The organism is Bacteroides sp. GM023 (genome assembly GCF_014750685.1).
GTDB lineage: Bacteria > Bacteroidota > Bacteroidia > Bacteroidales > Bacteroidaceae > Bacteroides.
This window is the reverse complement of record NZ_JAAXGE010000002.1, coordinates 814,040-837,635: the sequence shown is the minus strand read 5'-3', so window position 1 is coordinate 837,635 and position 23,596 is coordinate 814,040. Positions and strand designations below refer to the sequence as shown.

The 23,596-nt window shown below is 43.4% G+C and carries 12 protein-coding genes; 3 read left to right on the top strand and 9 right to left on the bottom strand.

Going from position 1 to position 23,596, the window contains the following annotated elements; all coding sequences use genetic code 11:
• Positions 1-7: 7 nt before the first annotated feature.
• The 8 genes from HC965_RS05725 to HC965_RS05690 form a co-directional block, all read right to left on the bottom strand.
• On the bottom strand, positions 8-910 hold the full coding sequence (locus HC965_RS05725; protein WP_191030739.1) for a glycerophosphodiester phosphodiesterase family protein: 903 nt from the start codon (positions 908-910) through the stop codon (positions 8-10).
• A gap of 59 nt (positions 911-969) precedes the next feature.
• Positions 970-3,114, bottom strand: a complete 2,145-nt coding sequence (locus HC965_RS05720) for a fimbrillin family protein (RefSeq protein ID WP_191030549.1) — start codon at positions 3,112-3,114, stop codon at positions 970-972.
• Between the two features lie 18 nt (positions 3,115-3,132).
• Positions 3,133-4,026: a fimbrillin family protein gene (locus tag HC965_RS05715; RefSeq protein WP_191030548.1), complete on the bottom strand. Its 894-nt coding sequence runs from the start codon at positions 4,024-4,026 to the stop codon at positions 3,133-3,135.
• A gap of 19 nt (positions 4,027-4,045) precedes the next feature.
• The gene (locus tag HC965_RS05710; RefSeq protein WP_191030547.1) at positions 4,046-5,497 is read right to left on the bottom strand and encodes a right-handed parallel beta-helix repeat-containing protein; all 1,452 of its coding nucleotides are present in this window, start codon (positions 5,495-5,497) and stop codon (positions 4,046-4,048) included.
• Positions 5,498-5,552: 55 nt separating this feature from the next.
• A complete protein-coding gene (locus tag HC965_RS05705) occupies positions 5,553-7,328 on the bottom strand; it encodes a RagB/SusD family nutrient uptake outer membrane protein (protein WP_191030546.1) in 1,776 nt (591 codons plus the stop codon).
• Between the two features lie 12 nt (positions 7,329-7,340).
• Positions 7,341-10,337 (bottom strand): SusC/RagA family TonB-linked outer membrane protein, encoded by a 2,997-nt coding sequence (locus tag HC965_RS05700; protein ID WP_191030545.1) that lies wholly within the window; start codon positions 10,335-10,337, stop codon positions 7,341-7,343.
• A gap of 31 nt (positions 10,338-10,368) precedes the next feature.
• Entirely contained in the window at positions 10,369-11,547 is a 1,179-nt protein-coding gene (locus HC965_RS05695; RefSeq protein WP_191030544.1) for a glycerophosphodiester phosphodiesterase family protein, read from the bottom strand.
• A 218-nt stretch (positions 11,548-11,765) separates the two neighbouring features.
• Positions 11,766-13,415: a DUF6377 domain-containing protein gene (locus tag HC965_RS05690; protein ID WP_191030543.1), complete on the bottom strand. Its 1,650-nt coding sequence runs from the start codon at positions 13,413-13,415 to the stop codon at positions 11,766-11,768.
• A gap of 273 nt (positions 13,416-13,688) precedes the next feature.
• Between HC965_RS05690 and HC965_RS05685 the strand changes: the two genes are divergently transcribed.
• A complete protein-coding gene (locus tag HC965_RS05685) occupies positions 13,689-14,591 on the top strand; it encodes an alpha/beta hydrolase (RefSeq protein ID WP_191030542.1) in 903 nt (300 codons plus the stop codon).
• Positions 14,592-14,659: 68 nt separating this feature from the next.
• Here HC965_RS05685 and HC965_RS05680 read toward each other — a convergent pair whose 3' ends face one another.
• Entirely contained in the window at positions 14,660-18,691 is a 4,032-nt protein-coding gene (locus HC965_RS05680) for a two-component regulator propeller domain-containing protein (RefSeq protein WP_191030541.1), read from the bottom strand.
• 252 nt (positions 18,692-18,943) lie between these two features.
• Between HC965_RS05680 and HC965_RS05675 the strand changes: the two genes are divergently transcribed.
• Both HC965_RS05675 and HC965_RS05670 read left to right on the top strand, forming a co-directional pair.
• Entirely contained in the window at positions 18,944-20,164 is a 1,221-nt protein-coding gene (locus HC965_RS05675) for a glycoside hydrolase family 88 protein (RefSeq protein WP_191030540.1), read from the top strand.
• 278 nt (positions 20,165-20,442) lie between these two features.
• A complete protein-coding gene (locus tag HC965_RS05670; protein ID WP_191030539.1) occupies positions 20,443-23,592 on the top strand; it encodes a TonB-dependent receptor in 3,150 nt (1,049 codons plus the stop codon).
• The last annotated feature ends 4 nt before the right edge of the window (positions 23,593-23,596 follow it).

Here is a 23,596-nt window from a genome sequence, read left to right as displayed (position 1 = left end):
TTAGTGATTAGTCATGCCATCCTTTGCTTCTCAGATAATCGAGCATATAAGCCGGAGCGTCTGTTTGCAGGATTCTTGCTCCCAATGTATTGATGAGGTATCCGTAACTTGCGTTCGGGTCTTTTTTCGCGAGTTCATCGTCATGTCCTCCCGCTAAAGAAGCCCATAAGGTATTATACCAAATCAGACTCTTTCCCGCCAGCCGGCGTTCCATCCTGGCAGGTACCGTGCTCGAAGGATTCCGGTAGCACAATTCAAAAGCAACGGGATGCAACTGCTCCATATAGTCTTCGATAACTTTTACTGATTTCTCGTCATCAATCGTTATGACGGGCATATAGATTACTTTATCCAGGTAAGAGCCGAATTCACGTTTCACCGTCTCTACCGGATGGCCGCCTTTCATTATAACTAAATCGGCAGTACCGGTTTTCTCCAATATAGCATATACATCATCAAAAATGTTGTAAGCCTTATCCAGGTTCACCATGATTTGACCTTTGGCGGCCAATAATGCTTCTTCTAAAGTGGGAACGGTATGTTCCGTCAGCCGGCCATCTTTATCCTTCAAACGGAGTTGCTTAATCTCGGCCAATGTCTTATCCTTCACTTTGCCTGTACCATTGGTGGTGCGGTCTATCGTATCGTCATGCATCAGTACTAATTGCCCGTCTTTCGTCTTACGGATATCTATTTCTACAATGTCGACTTTCATCTGAATAGCACTGTCGATGGCTGCCACGGAGTTTTCGGGGGCAATACTCCAGTTTCCACGATGCGCCACCACCAATACTTTGTCCAGGCGCGGATTCAACACATCTTTGCGAATGGTTTCCGCCCGTTGTGCAGCCAGGAAACCTGGCTGCAAACAGAAAAGTAACAAAAGCACAATGAACTTGCTTTTCTTCATATCTTTCATTCTTTTTAATCTTCTTACTTTATTTTACTCAATACCCTGTCACTTCATTACTACAGTCCGGCATCATAGGCACCGGCCTGCATCTTGTTGGCATTACGGGCTGCTCCGCGTTGGTCTACACCAAAGCCATCTTCACCCACCCAGTTGATAAATTGCTGTCCCACAGTAGCATCGAAAGACTTCACGGCATTAATCACTGCCTGTTTCGTTGCAAATTCATCAATAGTACCGGTTACTGTCCATTGGTAGACACCATCGGTCAGAGTAGCGGCAGGAAGAGACTGGGATGAATAGTCGGTATCCGTATCAATAGCTCCCCAAGTGGCATCTGCTGCCTGATAGACGTTGTATCCACCGGAAGTGATGTTACCGGCATAGATTGTTCTGCTTCCGGCTCCCTTGGCAAACAAAGAGTTGACTACAAGAGAAGCCCTTGCGCCGGCACGGAAAACTCCGTTCGGATTACCTGAATTTCCTACAATCGTAGTATTGGCAAGCATGAAGTAGGCGTCTCCGTTTACGGTGATGCTATTTCCTGCCGTACCCGGTGTACCTAGTACAGTTGTATTATTCATGCAAACATATCCGTTTCCTGCATGTATAGTAGTCCCCCAGGCTCCCGGTGCATAATTTTCATGTAGCAGGCAATTATTCATGAATAATACAGAAGCTGCATTATTCGTCAGGATGGCTCCACCCCGATTAAGCGCCCTATTATTTACAAGTTCTACGCGTTCCAGGAAAACACTTCCTTTAGCTATCTTAATAGCCGCTCCTGCGTCAGAAGCACTTTCACGGTTAAAGTTCTTCACAATACAATTTTTCAATTGCAAAGTAGCGTTGCCTTGACCTGCCGCCGCATAAAAACCATTCACATTTCCTTTATCACCTTGCTTATATTGTCCGTCAAAGGTACAATCTTCAAAAGTTATATCTATTTGGTTTCCAAGGCAAAACATTGCGTCAGTTGTAGCAGATGCATTACTGCCCGTATTTCTGACAAAAGCAGTCGTATATTTGCCGGCGTCACGTTTAGTCAGGTCGGTTCCCGTACTCGCAGGGTCGTATCCGCCTGCAACTGTTATCTCCACCTGTTTGCTATAACCGCTATACTCTATCTTCACGCCGGAGTTCTCTTTTGCTATCTCATAAGTGCCCGCAGCTACATAAATCTTCTTGCCGTCCAATTTGACAGCATTAGCATTGGAAACAGCGCTGTTGCCATTCACTTGCAACAAGTTGCGCAATGCATCCACTCCCATGGCATTGTCCCAATCCATACCGGTTGCATTTCCGGCCGGCTGTTCTTTCACATAGTAGGCTGCAAGTTGTAATTCTTCCGCGTCTCCACCTTGGATAGTACCGCTATCCCACGAGGAAACAATCGGTTCGCTGATTGATATTACCGAGCCTTCCACCTTCAAAGTAAATTCGTAACTCTTTCCGGGTTGCAGTTCCGGGATGCCGGGCATCACCAAGTCTTCGCCCAAATAGTTCAAAGAAACAAATGTAGCGGTTGCCTCTGCTTTGCCGGGAGCTACAATAGCCGTATAGCTGCAACCGTTCTGCCCGGCTTTGCCGCCTTCGGGAACGGTGATGAACGGCGATATCAAAGAAGTACCCGATACCACTTCCCCATTCGTATATCCCTGATAAGAGCCTATTTTCACTCCCTGCACCTTACCTTGTCCGCTCACATCCGCCAGTGTCATAATGACTTTCGCCATTTTCCGGTTCATACCCAGGCGAAGGATACGGGAACCGTCGTCGGTGGCATTCGCCACAGTACAGGTCATATAATCGGCATTTGCCAGGTTCTCCAGGCGTTGTTGATTGGCGGGAAGTGTAAAATTAAGCATGCTCGCCCCGCTCACTACCGGATAAAAGGCAGAGTAAGTAACAGGTTCCGTTCCCCATCTCAAATAGTAGTTATCGGTCGGTGCCCATTTACCACCGGAGAGCGCATAAGTCAGATATCCGTCTTCACAAGTCAACTGTATTTGGTCACCTTCATTAAATTGCTTCTGCTGTTCTCCCGCCGCACCGGGATTGCTACGGGTGAAAGCCGTATTAATGGCAGCTTCAATCTGAATAGCACCGGAATCTTCACCATACACTGCAATATCCTTATCTGTATCACAAGCCGCTATACCCGTCAGGATGCATGCAGCCACTATCAGTTTTGTAATCTTCATAGTTTATCTCCTCCTTCTTTAATTCCGGTCGATAAGCTGACCGGTTGCCCAATTTCTGGCTACCATGCCAGCCAATCGCGCAGTTGTATTTACATTGAGAGTTAAGGTATGTTCCACTCCTTTTTCTAGTTCGACGGCTGCCTTGGCAGTCCATATATACAGTTTCCCGTCGTAGCTGAAGTTGATGGAGAAACCTTCTGTCATCGTTTGCGGGGGTAGGATACATTCGCAATACTCCGTCCCTTTATAGGGAGCCACAGTAGCCACTGCCGCATCTGCCGCAGGAACAACCACCGGAGCCGCTGCCGATAAATCACAAGTGCCGTTAACGACAGCCCCATTGACAGCCATATCTCCCAGCTTACTCATATCGGCATCTGCCGTTCCATTGACAGTGAGTTTTATAATCAGCTTGCTCATGGCATGATTTAAGGAAATTTTCAGCTTTCCATCGGCAGTCAAATCCTTCTCCGGGTCGACTGTTGCTTTCATCAGCAGAAAATCGGAAACCATCACATTCTCCCCTGTCGCCTGATTGGTCAATGCGTTCACCGCTAACGGAGCGTCCGGAGCGGCTTCACTCGCATAAGGCGCATAGGCTATCATCATCACAGGCGTTCTTTCCGCGTCCCATAGCATTTGTTGCCCGTCAGACGTGTTCCAGGTGTTTCCTGAGCCAACCATTTGTTTATGGTAGTTATAAGCGGCGTTTTCACTGTTCCGAATCATTAATCCGAAGCGTTCCAGGTTCGTTGCGTCAAATCCTGCACGCGACAGAGGTTCATTCACTTCTGTTATAACGCTGATTACCCGTTCGCCGGGGAAAGTACCCGTCGCCAGCGATTCATCCTCGTTATTGGAGCATCCGGCCAGTCCGATGCCCAAGGCTAGTATATAAAATATCTTTTTCATGTTACAGTCGTTTTACAGTTTAATTGGTCAGAACGGCGTCATAAGCACCCGCCTGCATCTTGTTGGCATTACGGGCTACTCCACGCTGGTCTATTCCGAAAGCGTCCTCACCCGTCCACTCTACAAACACTTCTCCCAAATTGACAATGGGCGAAGCTACCGGATTGAAACTTTTCGCAACTTCTACAATTGCCTGTTTGGTAGCATATCCCTTTACCGCACCAATCTGGCTAAGATTCCATTCATATACCCCGTCTTCATTTAATGCTCCGGTCAGAGCATTGGAGTAAGCCGTATCAAGCGTACTCATCGTAATGCCCGTGACGCGCTGATAGACATTATATCCCTTCGAAAAGGCTTCGTAACTGCTTCCGTTCAGATTGAAACTCGGAGCTGCCGGATTTTCGGCAATCAACAGATTATTAATGAACTTCGTATCACCACCGGCTCCCGTCTCACAGCGTACTGCACCGTGGCTATCACTTGCGTTTCCAATGATTGTACTATTGATTAGCAACATACTTCCACCGCCATTCAAGGCAGCACCCGTACCCATATTGTCTATCAATGTGGTGTTATTCATGCAGATATGTCCTTCCGACATCTGAATACCATTTCCCCACGAACCGGTGTGTGAATTACCTTTCAGCAAACAACCATTCATAAAGACTACCGCAGTCTTGCCACTGCAACGGACAGCTCCTCCACGACCAACCGCCGTATTATCCAATAACCGTACATTATTCAGCCGCACCTGTCCCGACAGGGCAAAGACAGCAGGGCCGCCTTGCTTGGCAGAAGTCGTCACTGTCGATTTACAATCCCTGATTATACAATCCGTCAATTCGAGAGAAGTATCACCCGCACTGCCGCTTACATAAATACCACTTCCGCATTCGGTAGCACTGGCATCCGCTTCGGACACATATCCGTATTGGAAAGTAACTCCCTCAATGCCGATAATTCCTTTCTTAACCAACAGCAAGCCACAGTCTCCCGTATCCGCCTGCTTATTCCCGTTCACGTCGCCACTGATAACCGTTACATACGTGTCTATATCCCGCGCCGAAACGTCCGTTCCCTCGCTAAACTGGCTATATCCGCCTTTAATCGCTTTCACATTCTTGCGGATAATCACGCCAAGCCCGCTCTCTTCGGACATCACATATTTACCCTGGCTCATATAAATAGTGCTCTTGGAAAGGTCGACAGACCCGCTCAACAGTTTGCGGAAACCCGCCGCATCCAGTGCCTGCTCCCAGGAACTGCCGTCCATCCCGCCTTCACCGAACTGGGTTACAAAGTAACTCTCCAATCCTTTCTGCATAATCACCTCTTCGTCCAAATCATCGTCGTAATCGGTCATCATAGGCGGGTCTATCATCTCATAGTCTTCCTGGCATCCCTGTGCCAACAGGATAATGAAAGCCAGCATACACAGCTTCGATATTATGAATAAACTATTTTTCATTTTCTTTCTTTTTTAACTTGTACATTAGATAAGAATAATCGCAAATCTGCCGATTTCATCGGGCAATATCAGGATAACCCGGATTCTGTTTCAGATATTCATTCTGCTCCAGCTGGGTCTGCGACAAGGGGAACAGTTCATAGTGCTTGTCCGCATCCCGTGGTTTGTCCCACCATGCTTCCTGGTATCTGCCGAAACGAATCAGGTCTGTACGCCGGCGGCTTTCCGCCAGGAATTCCCGTCCCCATTCATCAAGCATTTCTTTCAGGTCGAGCACGACATTGCCTTCCGGCTGATAAGCGATATTGGCGTTAAAGTTCTCATAGTTGCGCTTACGCACGCTGTTCAGCAACTTGCCTGCTTCGCCTGCCTGTCCTTGCCGGAGCAGAGCCTCAGCCTGCGAATAGATAACCTCTGCCAAACGAATCTCCGTATAGTCGGACTCGATATAATAACCTCCGGTGAAAGGATAGAAAGGATATTTCACGCAGTAGAGACCAGAGTTAAAGTCGCCATTGCCTAATTTGGATTCCTTATAGGCCGGATTGGAGATATAGCCAGATTCCGCATTTCCCTCGAAACGTCCCACCTGGTCGCGCAGGTAAATCACATATTGATTATCCGGATTCTTGGCATATCCCCCGCTAATTGCGGAATTGGCAATCTTACCTTCAAGAAAGAACATGCCTTCACGTGTATTGTTACTGGTATTTGCATATTGCTTATATCGTATGTCTCCCTGATATTTGGCAAATTTCCGGGTAACCATTCCCAATCCATAGTCGAACAGTTCACGCGGTTGCTGGTTGTCATAGCTCGGTGAAAGCGCATATTTCGGATTCCGTTCGCCATTTCCTTCTATTTTCAGGTAATAGGCGCTGCCGTAAGGCAAGCCGCGCCCGTACACCGTTCTCCTGTCATTTTGCAGATGCCAGCTGGTCAGTCCATAAGAACCGGGGAAACCGAAGATTACTTCATTACACGTTTCATTGTTCCAATCGAAAGGTTCGTACCAGTTATCTGCAATCGCATAATGCCCAAATTCTCCGCCGGTGATACGCTTGCACATGTCGATACATTCCTGCCATTTGGTCTGTCCAATCCAGACTTCCGCATTCAGGTAGAGACGCACCAGCAAAGAGGCGGCGGCAGCTTTCGTAAATTGTCCCTGTTGTGCACCGTTGCCCGATTGTCCGCTTTTAGAGGGCAGGGCTGCCAGGCAGTAGTCTTTCAGTTCACTTTCGATGAAATCGAACAAAACCTGCGGTTCTACCTGTTTCCGGTTTTCCGGCAGTTCATTCACTGCCTGGTCGGATGTGGTAGTCAGGATGCAGTTACGGTGTGTATTCAGCAGACGAAGATAGCCCCAGGCACGCATACAGCGCAACTGTGCCTTAAAACTTTCAAATTCGCTGTCGCCCAAACCAAAACTGGAAGGGTTCAACTGATTCAAGTCATCCAGTACCATATTACATTGGGCGATGCCTACATAAAAGTTTTCCCATTCACCCAGCCAGTCGCCCTGGTTGATGTCGTCATATTGATGGCGGTGGTACATTTCCCACAGACCGCCGTCGTACCACCAGGTACCACGGGTAGGAGTAATCAACTGGTCAGCGGGCAATTCCTCATTCTCATGGCGTATCCAAATACAGCAGTACATATGCTCGAAGGGACGGAAAACAGCATTGATAACATCCTGTTTCGTATTATAATAGTTCTTGGACATCACCTGGTCGTACACCGTTTCCGACAGGTCGGTACAGGACGGCAAACCTAGTACAGCGCCCGCCATCATACCCAATCCTATGATATATTTTGTTATTTTCATAATCGTTCTTTTTTAAAAACTTACTTGTAAACCTAAAATAAACTGGAAGGCAGACGGATAATAGTTGTATCCTCCCCCGAAAGTACCCGGCGTCAGTCCGTTCACTTCGTATGTAGAGGGGTCTACGCCGGTGAATTTCGTAAATGTATAAAGATTGTTAGCCGTACCAAACAGGCGTACCTTTTGGATATACTTCTTATTCAGGTTCATCGTATATCCCAAAGTGATGTTGTCTATCTTCAGGTAATCACCCGGCTCGATGAAATAGTCGGTTATCACGTTCTTTCCTGTCGTGATATGCGCATTCTTCGAATAAGCGGTCGTCAACTGATTGGTGCTCATGCTCTGCAAACCGAAATAGAAATCGTGCACGTTGAATATATCGAATCCGGCAGCGCCACGGAGGGCAACGGTCAGGTCGAAGTTCTTGTAAGTGAAGTTGTGCGTCATGGAACCGGTGAATTTCGGCAAACCGTTTCCGGTCACCGCCTTGTCTTCTTCCGTACCCTGGGCTACCGGAATGACATTTCCTTTTTTGTCATAAATCATCCAGTCACCCTTTTTGTCTACACCTGCATAGCGGTAAGTGTAGTAGTTGCCGATACGCTCGCCCTCTTCAATACGCTGCAAATATCCCGGATTGTTGGGGTTCGCCATGTTACAGGTCGAGTAATATTTCTGCCCTTTGTACACATCGTTGGAGAAGCTGACGAATTTGTTATTATTGGTAGCTCCCACCAATGTGAAACTATAGCTGAAATCCTTGGTACGAACAGCATTCACCGTTACGTCAAGCTCGAAACCCGTGTTTCGGAGTGTACCCACATTCGCGTAGATAGTAGAGAACAGGTTGGGCGGAACGGATACGGAGTAACTACCCAGCAAATCGCTCTGTTTGCGGTGGAAGTAGTTCAATGAACCGGTCACTTTGTGCTTGAAGAGTGAGAAGTCCAAACCGATATTCTGATTATGCCCCTTTTCCCAACGGAGTTCCGAGTTTACGTTCTTGCTCGGTCCCCATACGTGGAAGTTATTGCCGTTATACTGATACCAGCCATATGCCCTATAAGTAGCCAAAGACTGATAGTTTCCTATTTCCTGGTTACCGGTGACACCGTAGTCATAACGTACTTTCAGGTCGTCAAGCCAGGATAGTCCTTTCATAAAATTCTCGTCAGAGATACGCCATCCCACGGATACTGCGGGGAAATTACCCCATTTATGATTCTCGCCGAAACGGGAAGAACCTTCGTGGCGCAGGGAGAAAGTGAACAGGTAGCGTTCTTTCCAGTCGTAGTTGACACGTCCGAAGAAGCTGATTAGTTTATGGTCGTTCTTGTAAGAGCTCATCATGGTCTTTCCCTCTTTTGCCGCTTCCAGCCCAGAGCCGAGATTGTTGTACATCAAGCCGTCGGAAGAGAAATCCCAGTTTTCCGCGCCCATACCGGAGCTTACGCCGTAGTTGTAGCTATATCCTACCATTGCACGGATTTGGTGGTCTTTGATGCGGGTGGAGAAGTTGGTCACCCATTCCAGGTTGTTGCTGGTACTCTTGTCAAAGTCACGACTTGCTTTTCCGGCAACGCTTGAGTTGACATTAGGGCCATAGGTGGACGGGGTGAACCATCCGTTGAATTTATCGACTTGATATTGTGAAACCGTAATCTGTGATTTCAGTACCATATTCGGGTTCTTGGGATTGAACAACGGCAACAGGTTAACAGCGGCAGTGGCGTTCCACTCCAGTAATTTAATCTCGGTGCCGTTCTCTTCTTCGTTCAGTTGCTCGACAATGTTGGAGCTGTCTCCACCTGCCGGGAAACGGTAGTAACCGTTTGCCGACTCGGCATCATAGACGGGCATCGTCGGGTTGTTTTTGATAACACTGCCGTAGACGCTGGCAGACTTGTTACGGTCGATGACACGGGGTGTCATATTTGCCGCAAAGGTGAACAGTCCGTCTTTCGTCGTGTGGCTGATAGTGGCACGGGCACCGTATTCCCGGCGGTCTGAACGCAGGTCGATACCTTGCGCTTTGCGGTAGTCGGCAGTCACACGATAGTTGGTTCTCGCATTTCCACCAGAGAAAGTCAATGTGTGCATGTGCGTCACGCCCAGGCGGGTGACGGCATCGAACCAGTCTGTGGTGGCTCCCATATCGGAAAGCGGATTAGACACGGTGCGGTAAGCACGATATTCTTCGGCGTTCATTATATCCAGTTCTTTCTTCGCCTTGTTGAAAGTTACGGCGGCGCTATACGTAGTATGTACTTCCCCGTCTCTTGTTCCTTTCTTCAGATTTACCAGGATGACACCGTTGCTACCCCGTGTACCGTAGATAGCAGAAGCCGCACCGTCTTTCAATACGTCGATAGATTCAATATCGGCCGGATTGATATTCGTCATATCGCCGCCCGGCACTCCGTCAACAACAATCAACGGGCCCAGGCCGGCATTACGTGAAGATATACCACGAATCTGAATACTTCCCGTACTGTTCGGGTCGGCCAAAGCCGTATTCGAAACGGATACGCTGGATACCTTGCCTTGCAGGAGCATGGAAGCATCGAGACTGGATATCTGATTGAGGTCTTTGGCACCGACGTGCGAGATGGCCGAGGTCATCTCTTTCCGTTTCATCGTCCCGTAGCCCACTACGACTACTTCGTTCAAAGCGGTCGATTCTTCTTTCAGCACGATTCTCAATGATTGGCGGTCTTTGATGGCTACTTCCTGAGTTTCGTAGCCGATATAAGAAATTTTCAGGCGACCGTTCTGCGGAGCATTTACGCTGAATTTTCCTTCTATATTGGTTATCGCTCCTTGTTTCGTCTCTACAACCACCACCGAAGCACCGATGACGGGTTCACCCTTCTCGTCGATAACCGTACCGGATATTTTACGTTCCTGCTGCGCTTCCCACGAAGCTCCCCTTGCCTGGATACCGGAAAACAGCATCAGCAATATACCTAACAGACAGGTACACATTTTGCAATGAATATTTCTCATAAATAGATGATTTTAATAGTAAATGATAAAGTTAACGCAGTCCTCTTGTCTGCAAGGCCGGGATTAATAAGTCCGGTACATCCGTCTGTATCATGCATACCATCGGATAGATTTGCAGGAGTTCATCCAGGTAATTCTCATTCAGCGTGTATTCGGACACGTCACTGCCACTGGCGGGAAGCATATTCACGGTAGCTAACATTCCGTCGTTGATGGAGCTTCCCAAAGGAGTACTTTTCCCGTTGGTCAGGTAGCTGTATTGCACGAAGTAGTTGCCCGGCAGTCCTATCATCGGTTTGTGGCTGCCTGTCCATGTATAGACATGTGCTTTGGCTGTAATGCCCAGTACTTCTTCCGCTTTCTGCGCACTGTTGCAGTAGAAGAATACGGATTCCATCATGTCGAGTTTCATCACGATGTCCACTACCTGTTGGGAAGAAGCCGTACGCGGGGAGTAATCGAGGTTGTAGTAGATTCTGCCACGTCCCGCTTTCAGGAATTCCTCAAGGGTGGGCATCTTTTCATCGGTTACCCGGCCGTTCCGGTCTTTCAGGTTGTACTTTTGTAATTCCGCGTAGGTCATTTTTGTGATGTCGCCCGTGCCGTTCGTGGTGGCATTGATTGTCTGGTCATGGCATACCACTACCACTCCGTCACTTGTCACGTGGGTATCGCACTCTATAATCTCAGCTCCCGAATCAATGGCATCTTCTACGGAAGATACCGAGTTTTCGGGGATAGTACGGTCGGTGGTATGTGCGCGGTGTGTCATCACCCATACTTTTTTGTTAGACGGCTCCCTGAACTGCTTCATCGCTTCCGTCAGTGCCACTAAATTGTAAATGCGGATTCTTTTCTGTACCTCATATTGACCTGCCGTGACGTGCATGGTGTAGTCGCCACTTTGGGTATAGGCATGAGTGATGAGGGTAGCTGCTTTCCCCTCTTTCACCGTCCCGTCGCCAAAATCGACAGTAATATCGGTATTTCCATCAATGTTGTTAAACTTGACCTCTACCACTTCTTTCAACATGGCGCGAGTACTTGTTTGCAGATAAGGGTTCTTTTTCACAGCATCATCGTCAGAGCAGGCGATACAGACTATTCCGCATACGCATAGAATAGTCCAGCACCATATCCAGCTCGCAAGCTGACGTTTCGTTCTTCTTCCTTTTTCCGGTATGGAAAAATGCAGTAAATCATTTTTCATGTGTGTTTTTATAAAGGTTAATAAAAAAAGAAGTTCCCGGGGCGGAATACGTTAGTTCCGCTCGGTTATGACAAAAATAGATGGAAATGCTACGATAAAAAATAGCAAAGGGAATATAAGTGGATATTCACAATATTCTCCAAATGACAATTATCTGATAAATAATATATTAAGCTACATTATGCCCGTATCAAAAGGTAGATTTGATACAGACTTATTTACCGTATTTTAGCTACCAAATCTTCAAAATCTTCGCGTGAAACACGTGCTTTGGTCTTCACTCTCGAACGGTAATTATAAATCGTATTCACTGAGTAATGCAGAAGCTCCGCAATCTGTGAACTGTCTTTAATGCCCAGGCGTATCAGGGCAAAAATACGCAGTTCCGTATTGAGTAATTCGTCCGGCTTCAAGACGATTTGTTCTTCGGGTAATAATAGCGCGTTGAGGGACTCCACGAAGTTCGGGAAAAGATGCAGGAAGGCGGAATCAAAGTTCGCATATAGTTCCTGTACCTCGACTGTTACAATATCGTTACTAAGATGAGTCATTTTCAACAGTTCGGCTACTTGTCCGCGTTGCAACTTCTTGTTCACCAGCTTTCTGTATGCCTGCAAACGGTCTACATAGACCGAGCAGAGTTTGAAGAAGCGGGCGATATAGGCTTCTTTAATAAGGTTGGATTCGGAAAGGTCTAAATTTGTGGAACGAAGATGCCGGTTCACCTCTTCCAGTTCTTCATTCAGTGAGAAGAGTCGTTCGTTCACTTCCTGCAACCCTTTCTTGGCAACGGAAAGAGCTTTCATCTGCCGATAGATGTAGATTAACGCTATCACCAGTAATAGCGCAAGCAGGGCTACACATACGATATAAATCAGCAGTTCCTTGTTTTGTTTCTTGATGATATCCTGATAATTCCCGTTTATCATGGAAAGCGGGGTGATATTCATCCAACTGCGCAACCGCGTTTTATAGAATTGTGATATTTCCCAAGAGAAGTTGATATATGCATACGCACGTTTCAAATCTCCTTTGCCATGCAGTTCCTGTGCCAGTACCATCAACGAAGATTGTTCTTTGATGGCGGAACGTACATCGGAAATTGCGGAAAGAACCAAATAATATAAATGCTCGTCTTTCTTTCCCATGCTTTCAAAAAGACGGAAGCGCTGATACGCCACCAATGCATATTGGGGTGTGCCGAACGAAGATTCCGAAAGCCGCCGGTCACTGAATTCAAGGGCTTCATTATACTTCCCGGCTTCTTTCAGTTGAGTTTCACGCAACCACAGATAAGTATCCGAAGCGGGTTCCAAAACTACCAGCATGGAATCCCGATAAGCACGGCTCAACTTGAAATAATGCGATGAAAACATCCGGTATCGGGGCTGTGCCGCTCCTGCTTCGGCATATACGTGTTCATAACATGTATAGTAATATCCCAGGAGAGATTGTGGAAGTGTCCGGCGGTCTATTGAATTAAGTATGTCCGCTGCTTCCATATACATTCCGATGGATGATAACAAATAGGACAGCTCCAACTGAATTTTAAGTTCACGTTCCCCATCGTTCAACTGCTGTGCCAGTAATCTGTTTTCATTCAGATAGTGGAGTGCGGAATCAGAGCTATATGCTTTGTATTCGGAATAAATCCTATTATTCAGATTATACCGTTCGATGGAAACAGATGGTGTCTTTCCGGCTTCTCTCTTTAGCTCACGAAGCCTGTTCTCCTTAATCTGCACATAAGTATCGGCTTCCTTAATGGTTTTATCAAGTACATTCAGCAGCGAGTCCAAACGCTCATCGGCAAGGACTGAAAAACAAGAAAACAGAAGTAAAAGGTATAACAGGCAGTTCTTTTTCATCGGGCGGACAGGCTTTAGTATGTATAAGATTCAAGAGATTGATTAGACAAATGTAGAGAATTTCTTCGTAATCTTACTATAAACAACTCACAATTTAAAACAGCAAACAGTCTATTGTAAAGAAAGAACAGGATAAGATAAGGGCTATATTACAATTCCTTTAAGAAATGAGTTTAAATTATATCCAATCAGGCTTTCAATTTACAAAGAATAAAATGTAACTTTGTAGCCTTTAGATTCTTATCCATTTCTAATATTCAAAATTTGATTAACATGATGAAAAAAGGTCGATTATTAGCGCTAAGCGCTTTGCTGATATTTACATATACAACTATGAATGCTCAAAAGGTCGTAAAACTGTGGGAGACGAATCCACCGACAAGTAATGAAATAACAGAAGCTGAGAAATCTGAGAGAAACGGCAACTGGGTAACCAATGTATCTTCGCCTGAATTGACTATTTATCAGGCCAACAAAACAAAAAACACAGGAATGGCAGTTGTGATATGCCCGGGCGGCGGATATGCCGGACTGGCTATTCAGCACGAAGGTTCGCAGTTTGCAAAATGGCTGAACGGACAGGGGATAACAGCCTTCGTTCTTAAATACCGGATGCCAAACAAACATAAGGAAGTGCCATTGGATGATGCACAGCAGGCAATACGTTATGTACGCGAGCATGCTAACGAGTTTGGTGTTGATACTAATAAAGTAGGCATCGCCGGTTTCTCGGCAGGCGGACATTTGGCAGCCACTGCTTCTACTCACTATACTACAGAAGGAGTAAGCACAAGACCTGATTTCTCCATCCTTTTTTACCCTGTCATAACTATGGAAACAGCCACTCATGGGGGTTCCCGTTCTAATTTACTGGGTGACAAACTACAGCCTGAAGATATTCAGTTCTTTTCAAACGAAAAACAAATCAACGCGAATACCCCGCCTGCAATCTTGCTATTGAGTGATGATGACAAATCCGTACCTCCTGCCAATAGCGTGTTCTATTATGAAGTGTTGAAGAAAAATAATATCCCCGCAACCATGTATATATTTCCAAAAGGTGGCCATGGCTGGGGGATGAATATAGATTTTGAATATCATTCGCAGATGCTACATTTGTTAGGTATGTGGCTGAAATCTGCTGATGTCCAATTGGGAAAGATTCAGGCGAAGTAGTAAACTGAATAATAGAGAATCTAGAGTGGAAGCAAAAATATCATTTTTCAAACACTTTCACTATTGCCTTACACTTCATCTTTGTCTCCTTCTGTATTATTATTCGTACTTTTTCTGTATGCTTGCGGAGTAATATGATATTTATCTTTAAAGCACTTGCTGAAATATTTTGGAATATTGAATCCTGACTTATCAGATATCTCCGAAATATTTAGCTCTGGATTATTTCTTAGTAAGTAAGCTGCCCGTTTTAGGCGGATGGTCATAATCAAGTCACCGGGAGTTTGCCCAGTCACAGCTTTTAGTTTGGTAAATAGTTTTGTTCGGGCAATCCCCATTTCTGCTGCTAACTGGTCAACATTGAAATCAGCATTCTCTATTTCTTTCTCGATAATCTCCATAGCGTTATCCAAGAACTTCTTATCTAAGGTATTTGTTGCCAAAATCTGCATATTAGTTTGCGGCTGTTTACTGAATTTCTCCTGTAGCATAATCCGATTATTGACTAAATTATTGCAGCGTGACAGCAGAATATTAATATTGAACGGCTTAGTTATATAATCATCGGCTCCCATTCTAAGTCCCTCCATATTGTATTCAACAGCAGTCTTAGCAGTAAGTAATACGACAGGAATGTGACAAAGTTCCAAGTCCTGCTTTACGATTTGGCAAAGTTCTGTACCTGACATTTCCGGCATTACGATATCACTAAGTACGATATCAGGCAATTCTGAGCGCACCTTTGCTACCCCTTCTTTTCCATCAGATGCTGTTACTACAGTATAGAAGATTTCAAATATCTCAACCAGCATATTACGGAGAGAATCATTATCTTCCACAATCAGTATTTTGTATTTCTCCTTCTTCTTGTCTATGTTATCCTGGTCTACAATTTCCTGTTTGTCCAGAAAAGCTCTCCAATGCTTGTGACCTTCCAAATCAATGTTGGTATCAGAATCACCCTGCTTCTGCTCACAGATCTGATCAGAAGTAAAATGATCATTACCGTTTCTTAAATGTATACGGAAAGTGGATCCTTCCCCTTGTTCACTAAACACTTCAATACTTCCATGATGTAATTCTATAATGCCTTTAGTCAAAGCCAAACCTATGCCGGTACTTGCACTAGTCAGTGAGTTCAATTGTTCCGCTTGATAGAAGCGGTCAAATATCTTATCTATATCTTTAGCTGCTATACCTGAACCGGTATCGGTCACTTCAATAATAACTTCCTGGTTTCTTTTCCGAACCGAAATAGAAATATGGTCCTGAGCTTTCGTATGCTTAAAAGCGTTGGATATAAGGTTGTTCATGACTTTTTGCATCTGTTTTGTATCATACCATACTCGAATATCATCGCTGCTTTTTTCAAAAGTGAAAGAAATCTGATGCAATTTTGCATATTCTGAGAATAGCAAATAATGCTCATATACAAAATCTACAATATTATGTTCGCAGACTTTAATAGTCGTATAACCTTGCTCTTGCTTTCGAAAATCGAGTAATTCTGTAACAAGTTCCTTTAATTGCAGACAACTTTTATAGGTTCCTAATATTTTATTATATATATCAGGTACAAGCTGACGTGATAATAATACTTCCATTTGTCCTATAATAAGTGATAGTGGTGTACGGAACTCATGTGAAATATTAGTGAAGAAACGCAATTTTGCTTGATTCATTTGTTCTATATCATTGGCATGTTTCTTCTCATATTTAAGAGACTCTTGCATCTTGATACGTTCTCGGTAAATGCGCACTAAATACCATGTAACCAGCCCAATAAGTATAACATAACATAAATATGCCCAGAGACTAAGATAGAACGGAGGCAATATTTGGATAACCAACAGACTGGGAGGGACTGTAGTTTCGTTTGCATTTTCCGCACGCACTATTAACGTATATTTGCCGGGAGATAAATTAGAATATGTAATTGTATTCTGCTCCAATTTATTCCAGTTTTTTGAGAAGCCTTCTAATCGATAGACAATCCTATCTTTATTAAAAGGCAGATAATCAGTGGTAGTATATTCAATACTGAAAATATCTTGCCCTGCTTTTAGTGTGATTTCCTTTGTAAAACTGATATCTTTCTCCAAAATTCCACTTTTGTCAGCAACACGTATCGTTTGACCATTCACAGTGAGACGGTAAGGCAATATCTTGTATGAACGTGGCATTTGCTCCAAATCGCGTTCATAAAATGAAATAGCCCCGGAAGTTCCTCCTATGAAAATCTCTCCGTTCCTACTTTTGTAGAGAGCATTCTCATTGAGACAACTTAACGGTATCTGAGTATAATTTTTGAATATTTTTTGCTTATAGTCCAATATAGAGAAACCTTTATCAGTAGTAGCCAGCAGTCTGTCAGGAGTCAATTCGCAAATATTATAAACCACATTACTTGCCAAACCGCTATTTTTCATATCAAAATTTTCAAAACTATCAGTCTCTTCCTTATATAAGTCTAAACCATACTCATTGGTACAAAACCAAAGTCTTTGTTGACTGTCCACAAAGATTGAGTTAATACTGTTACTGCTGATACTATGTTTGACAGCATAATTAGCTTTATAACTAGATAGTTTTCCTGTATCGAAATGATAGGTATACACTCCATTGTTATTACCTATTATCCACAAATTACCTTTACCATCTAATACCAGTCCAATAGAGTTTAAAGTTCTTGAGTGCATATTCGGATCCTTAAAGAAACGTGTACACCCCCCTGTTTGCGGATCAAATACTCCAACACCATTGTCAGTTGCCAATAATAGCTTTCCTTGATAAAAAAGAATATCTTCAATATTATTAGATAGGATACCATTCTTATCTTCTTTTTGATATTTAGTTACATGACCAGTTTTCACATCCAATTTATAAAGCCCAGCCATATGTACCCCCAACCATAGAGCCCCACGTTGTGAATCATAGTAGATAGCTTTTATATTATTTCGCAACGTTCCTATGGAACTATCTTCAAGTGTATATCGTTTATAAGTCTGCGTTTCGGCATTATACATATTTACTCCGCCACCTTCCGTACCTATCCAGAAATTTCCTTTATCATCTTCTATTATACGACTAACAATGGGGGAACTCAATCCCTCACTTTCTTTAGGTGATGCTTGATATTCACGAAAGATCTGTTTCTGGGGATTGAAAAAGTTTACTCCGCCAAAATAGGTTCCCGCCCAAATAGTTCCCTGCTGGTCACAAAACAAACTCCAAATGGATGAATAGGATAAACCTTTTTCATTTTCCTGTTTGACATACCGATGAAATTTACCTGTCTTTCTATCATATTTATTAAGCCCATTGAAAGTTCCTATCCAAATGTTCCCCTCCAGATCTTCGCAACATCTATGAACGAAATTGGAACTTATACTTGCCGGATTGTTCTCATCATGAATAAAATTGATTATTTTTTGACCCTCTATGCAGTAGACTCCCTGCCCGGTTCGTGCGGCTATCCAGTAACTGCCTCTACTATCTCTAAATATGTCTACAATGTTCCCTTGTGAAATAAGCTGATTTAATTTTTTCTCAGGAGTAAGTACATATAGACCTTTATTAGTGCCTATAAAGATAGAATCATTGTGTACATACAGTTTTCGTATATATCTATTATCTACAGGCAATTTATAAACAGGCCGCAATTTTTCTCCATTGTATTTGAAAATTTGAGTTGAAGTAGCTATATATAAAGAATCAGCAAAGAATTCTGCTGTGATATTTTGAGTCGTGAGATGTGTAAACTGGTCTTTTTGAATATCATAAGCTGATACTCCCCTATTGGTCATTATATATAGATGCCCCTTTTTATCACCAGTAATTTGGTAGATATCGTTATATTGTATACTGTTGGGATTACCTTTCTCTTTTTGATATATTTTGAAATCTTTGCCATTATATAGACTGATACCATTGTGTGTAGCAAACCATAAAAATCCCCGTTCATCTTGATAGATGGATACTACAGAATTATGCGATAATCCGTCATCAGTTGTCAGGTGACTAAAAGATAAATTTTGAGTTCTTCCTGTCAGTATATATAAGGACAAGAAGCAAAGGATTAACAGAACCTTTTTTTTCATAGTTTCTCTGTGTGTGCTACAGTTTATTCATATACGATCAATTGGCAAATATAACCTTTTTGAACAATATAAGCATTCCAGAATATGACGAAAATGGTCTGTTTTTGTATATATGAACGGCTTATTTTGTACATTTTATCTTTTCAAGCATATATGCACTCACTTTTACCTTTCGTGTATTTTAAGAATCCCTGTTCTCTTTTCCATCCCATACATTTGCACTAATTAATTTATTTTTTTAGTAAAATAAGTATGAAAAATACAATTTGGATTAGTTTCGGAATATCCCTACTGACAATTGTTGCGTGTAAGACGGCAAATTTAGCTAATGACTTTCTTACAGACAACATAGATTATGCCTCAACCCAATATGAACGACAAATAGAAGAGCTTGAAAAAAGTGATAAAATACGTATTCCTCGCACGGTGAAACCAAATGGGGAAATTCAATATGCACCTATTGGTTGGGATTGGACAGCCGGCTTTTATGCTGGTAGTTTGTGGTATCTATATAATCTTACAGGTAACGAGTATTGGCAATCCCAAGCAAAAAAATATACGGAAATCTTAGAAAAGATGCAATATAATACACAGCATCATGATATAGGTTTCATTATTGGTTGTAGTTATCTGAACGGCATCCGCATGGGAAGGGGAGAAAAAGAAAAATATAAATCGGTAGTGACACAAACTGCAAAATCCTTATCAACCCGTTTCCGACCTGCAGCCGGGGTCATACAGTCATGGAATACAGAGAAGGGCTGGCAATCTCAGCGAGGATGGAAATGTCCGGTTATTATTGATAACATGATGAATCTGGAAATTTTATTCGAGGCCACCCGGCTTTCTGGTGACTCCACCTTTTATAATATTGCAATATCTCATGCCAACCAAACATTGAAAAATCATTTCCGTAATGACGGAAGTTCATTCCATGTGGTAGATTATGACCCGGAAACAGGAGAAATACGCACGCGTTGTACTGCCCAGGGATATGCCGACGAATCAGCTTGGGCACGTGGACAGGCATGGGCAATCTATGGCTATACGATGTGCTACCGTTACACCCACGATTCCGAATATTTGAAAATGGCCGAAAAAATCTACGAATTTATATTTACGCATCCTAATATGCCGGAAGATTTGGTTCCTTATTGGGATTATGATGCAGTGAATATCCCTAATGAACCACGTGATGTTTCTGCAGCTGCCATTACAGCATCAGCCTTATACGAGTTAAGTACCGTTACCCAAAAGAAAAGCTATAAAGAAACAGCCGATTTAATAATGGCGTCTTTAGCTTCTCCCAGCTATCGGGCTAAATCGGGAGAGAATCACTGCTTTCTTTTGATGCATTCAGTAGGCAGTATTCCACATGGCAGTGAAATAGACGTACCGTTGAACTATGCGGATTATTATTTCCTTGAATCTTTAAAACGCAAACGTGACTTAGACAATAAACAGAGTCAGTAACGGTACTTGCAGAGGATTTAAAGCGACAGGAGCATACCTCAAGCACATAGAATAAGGGATAGTTTTGTACGAAAAAGTATGATTTTTATCCAAATATCCTATATAAAAATGAGATGTATTATTTATGCCGTTTTTAAGAATATTTAGAGTATGCATTCTTTTTTATACGTTTCTATATTTGCAATATTAACTAAAGAACGACAGAATTAGAAGGATTATATATCTAGTATAGTATTATTAACTTTAATTTAAATGAAATGAAAAACATCTTCAGTCCTATGAAGATACCTCAGAAACAGGTATGGCTGTTAGTCGCGTCTTTGACGTTTGGGCAAACGGCTTTTTCTTCAGAGAATTTCACGTCGAAGAAGATAGTGACTACAAGTACTATCACACAGCAAAATCGCAAGACTGTAGTCGGTACGGTAACGGATAACTTTGGCCCGGTAATAGGTGCCAGTATTGTTGAAAAAGGAACAACCAATGGTGTAATTACCGATATGGATGGTAATTTTAAGCTTGAGGTTCCAGTAGGTGCTACTATCGTTATATCATATACCGGATATAAAGATAAAACGATCGTTTATAAGGGAGAATCTAAGCTCAATGTTGAGTTGAGTGAAAACGTTCAGGAATTGCAGGAAGTACAAGTTGTAGCCTATGGTACAGCAAAGAAAATGACAGTAACGGGAGCTATGTCTTCCATTTCATCGAAAGATGTATTGAAAAGCCCGGTTTCGAGTATTGGTAATGCCTTAGCAGGTAAAATGCCGGGATTGTCTGCGATACAGACATCCGGACAGCCGGGTGGAGATGATCCTACAGTATATGTGCGCGGTGTGGGTTCGTTAAATGAGTCTATGTCTAAGCCGTTAATGTTGGTGGATGGTGTGGAACGTAGCTTTTTCCAGCTTGATCCTAATGAAGTGGAAGATATTACAGTCTTGAAAGATGCTTCTGCAACAGCTGTGTTTGGTGTACGTGGAGCTAACGGTGTAATTCTTGTAACCACCAAACGTGGACAGGAAGGTAAAGCGAAAGTGAACTTTTCCACTTCATTTGCTATACAAAGTCCGACTCGCTTGCCTGAATTTGCTGATAGTTACGAGTACGCTACGGCTTATAATGCAGCACAACTTCGCGATGGAGTTGCCGAAGGGCAGCTAGCTTTTAAACCGGAAACAATCGAAGCTTTCCGCACGAATAGCAATCCTTTGGCTTACCCCAATACAGACTGGATGGACAAGCTGATTCGTAAAACAGCTTTGCAGACACAACATAACCTGACCATTTCAGGTGGTTCACAGAAAGTGCGTTACTTTGCATCGCTGGGTGTATTTACACAAGACGGCCTCTTCAACTGTTTCCAGAAAGACTATGATGACAACTATAGTTACAATCGTTATAACTATCGTGTCAATCTGGACATGAACTTGACGAAAACGACTTTGTTCCGTATGAATATGGGAGGACGTGTTAATGATAAGCGTTATCCTGGCGTGGATGGTGAATCCGGCTTGACTAATATTGAAACCATTTTCCGCGGTATCTATTGGGCTACACCTTTCTCCGGTTCAGGCATAGTGAATGATAAATGGATTTGGTCTGATGCCAGTCATATTTCAAATATTGCCGGAGATATGCGTGATGCGCTTTATACGTATTATGGCAGGGGGTATGATGTCTCTTACGGCAATACGCTTAATTTCGATTTCCAATTGGAGCAAAAACTCGATTTCTTAACCAAAGGCTTGAAGGCTCACGTAAAAGGAGCTTACAACAGTTCGGTGACTTTAACGAAGAAAAGGCGTGGTAAAACTCCTCACTACGAACCGTTGGTGCAACAAGACGGAAGTGTACTTCTCAGCCGGGTTGACGAAGCAACGGTGTTGGGTTATGATGAGGCAATTGGCCGCAACAAGGATTGGTATGTAGAAGCTGCTTTGAACTATAAACGCGACTTTGGTAAACACCACGTCACGGGGCTGGTAATGTACAACCAATCTATCACTTACTATCCTGAAGGGCCTGACGCATTCTTGTCCATTCCGAGAAGCTATATCGGGTTAGTGGGACGTGCTACTTACGATTTTAACACCCGTTATATGGCTGATGTAAATATGGGATACAACGGATCTGAGAACTTTGCCCCAGGCAAGCGTTTCGGTCTGTTTCCCGCCTTTTCTTTGGGTTGGATTATCTCGGAAGAAAAATTTATGCAAAGTCTGAAGCCTTATGTCAGTTACCTGAAGCTGCGTGCTTCTTACGGTATTGTGGGTAACGACCGTGTAAGTGATAAATCCAGGTTCCTTTATTTGCCGGACGTGTACAATCCTGCCAATGGCGGTTTCTTCTTCGGTAACGGCTCTTCCATCACTACAGGTGCTGTCGAATCAAAGAAAGGTAATCCCAATGTGACTTGGGAAACGGCAGCCAAGCAGAATTATGGTGTCGACGCTTACTTTCTCGATAGCAAACTGAAGATGAACTTCGACTACTTCATTGAGCATCGCCGTGACATCCTAACTTCTCGTGGTACAAACCCCGGTTATCTGGCTGTGACACTTCCTACTGCCAATATAGGTAAAGTAGATAACAAAGGCTTTGAGTTCAGCATGACCTGGAGAGATAAAGTAAATGCATTTGATTATAACATTGGTTTCAACATCTCTTATGCTAAAAATAAGATTATCTATATGGATGAAGCTGAATATCCTTACCCTTATATGCAACGTACAGGCAAATCGGTAGGACAGAATTTTGGTCATAAGTTCGATGGTTATTTCTCGGAAGAAGATGTTGCACGCTATGCCACCGAAGAACGTGGTGGTATGCCCGATTATGGTACAGGCTTTACCCCCATGCCCGGCGACGTGAAGTACAAAGACTTGAACGGCGATAAGAAGATAGACCAGAATGATATTACTTCCATTGGTAATCCTACTTACCCTCAACTGTCCGGTGGTATCAACTATGGAATTTCATATAAAGGATTTGACATAAGCATGACTTGGTCGGGAGCAGCAAAAACTTCCCGAATGCTAAAAGACGTATTCCGTACTCCTTTCGGTGCGACCGATTCCCGATCTTTGATGAGGTATTTCACTACCGATACATGGACCCAGAAGGGAGATGCGGCCAAGTATCCGGCTATTTCATTCCTTAATAAATCCAACAATTACCGTGATTCTGATTTGTGGCTGCGTGATGCTTCTTACTTGCGTTTGAAGAATGTCGAAATAGGTTATAGCTTTTCCAAAAAGACATTGGAAAAAATACATTTAGGTAGTTTACGTATATATGCTACGGGATATAATCTACTTACATTCGATAAACTGGATGTGATAGATCCCGAGTCAAAGGCCAGTGCCACACCGATGTATCCGTTGGTGATGGTCATTAATTTCGGTCTGAAAGTAGGATTTTAATTAA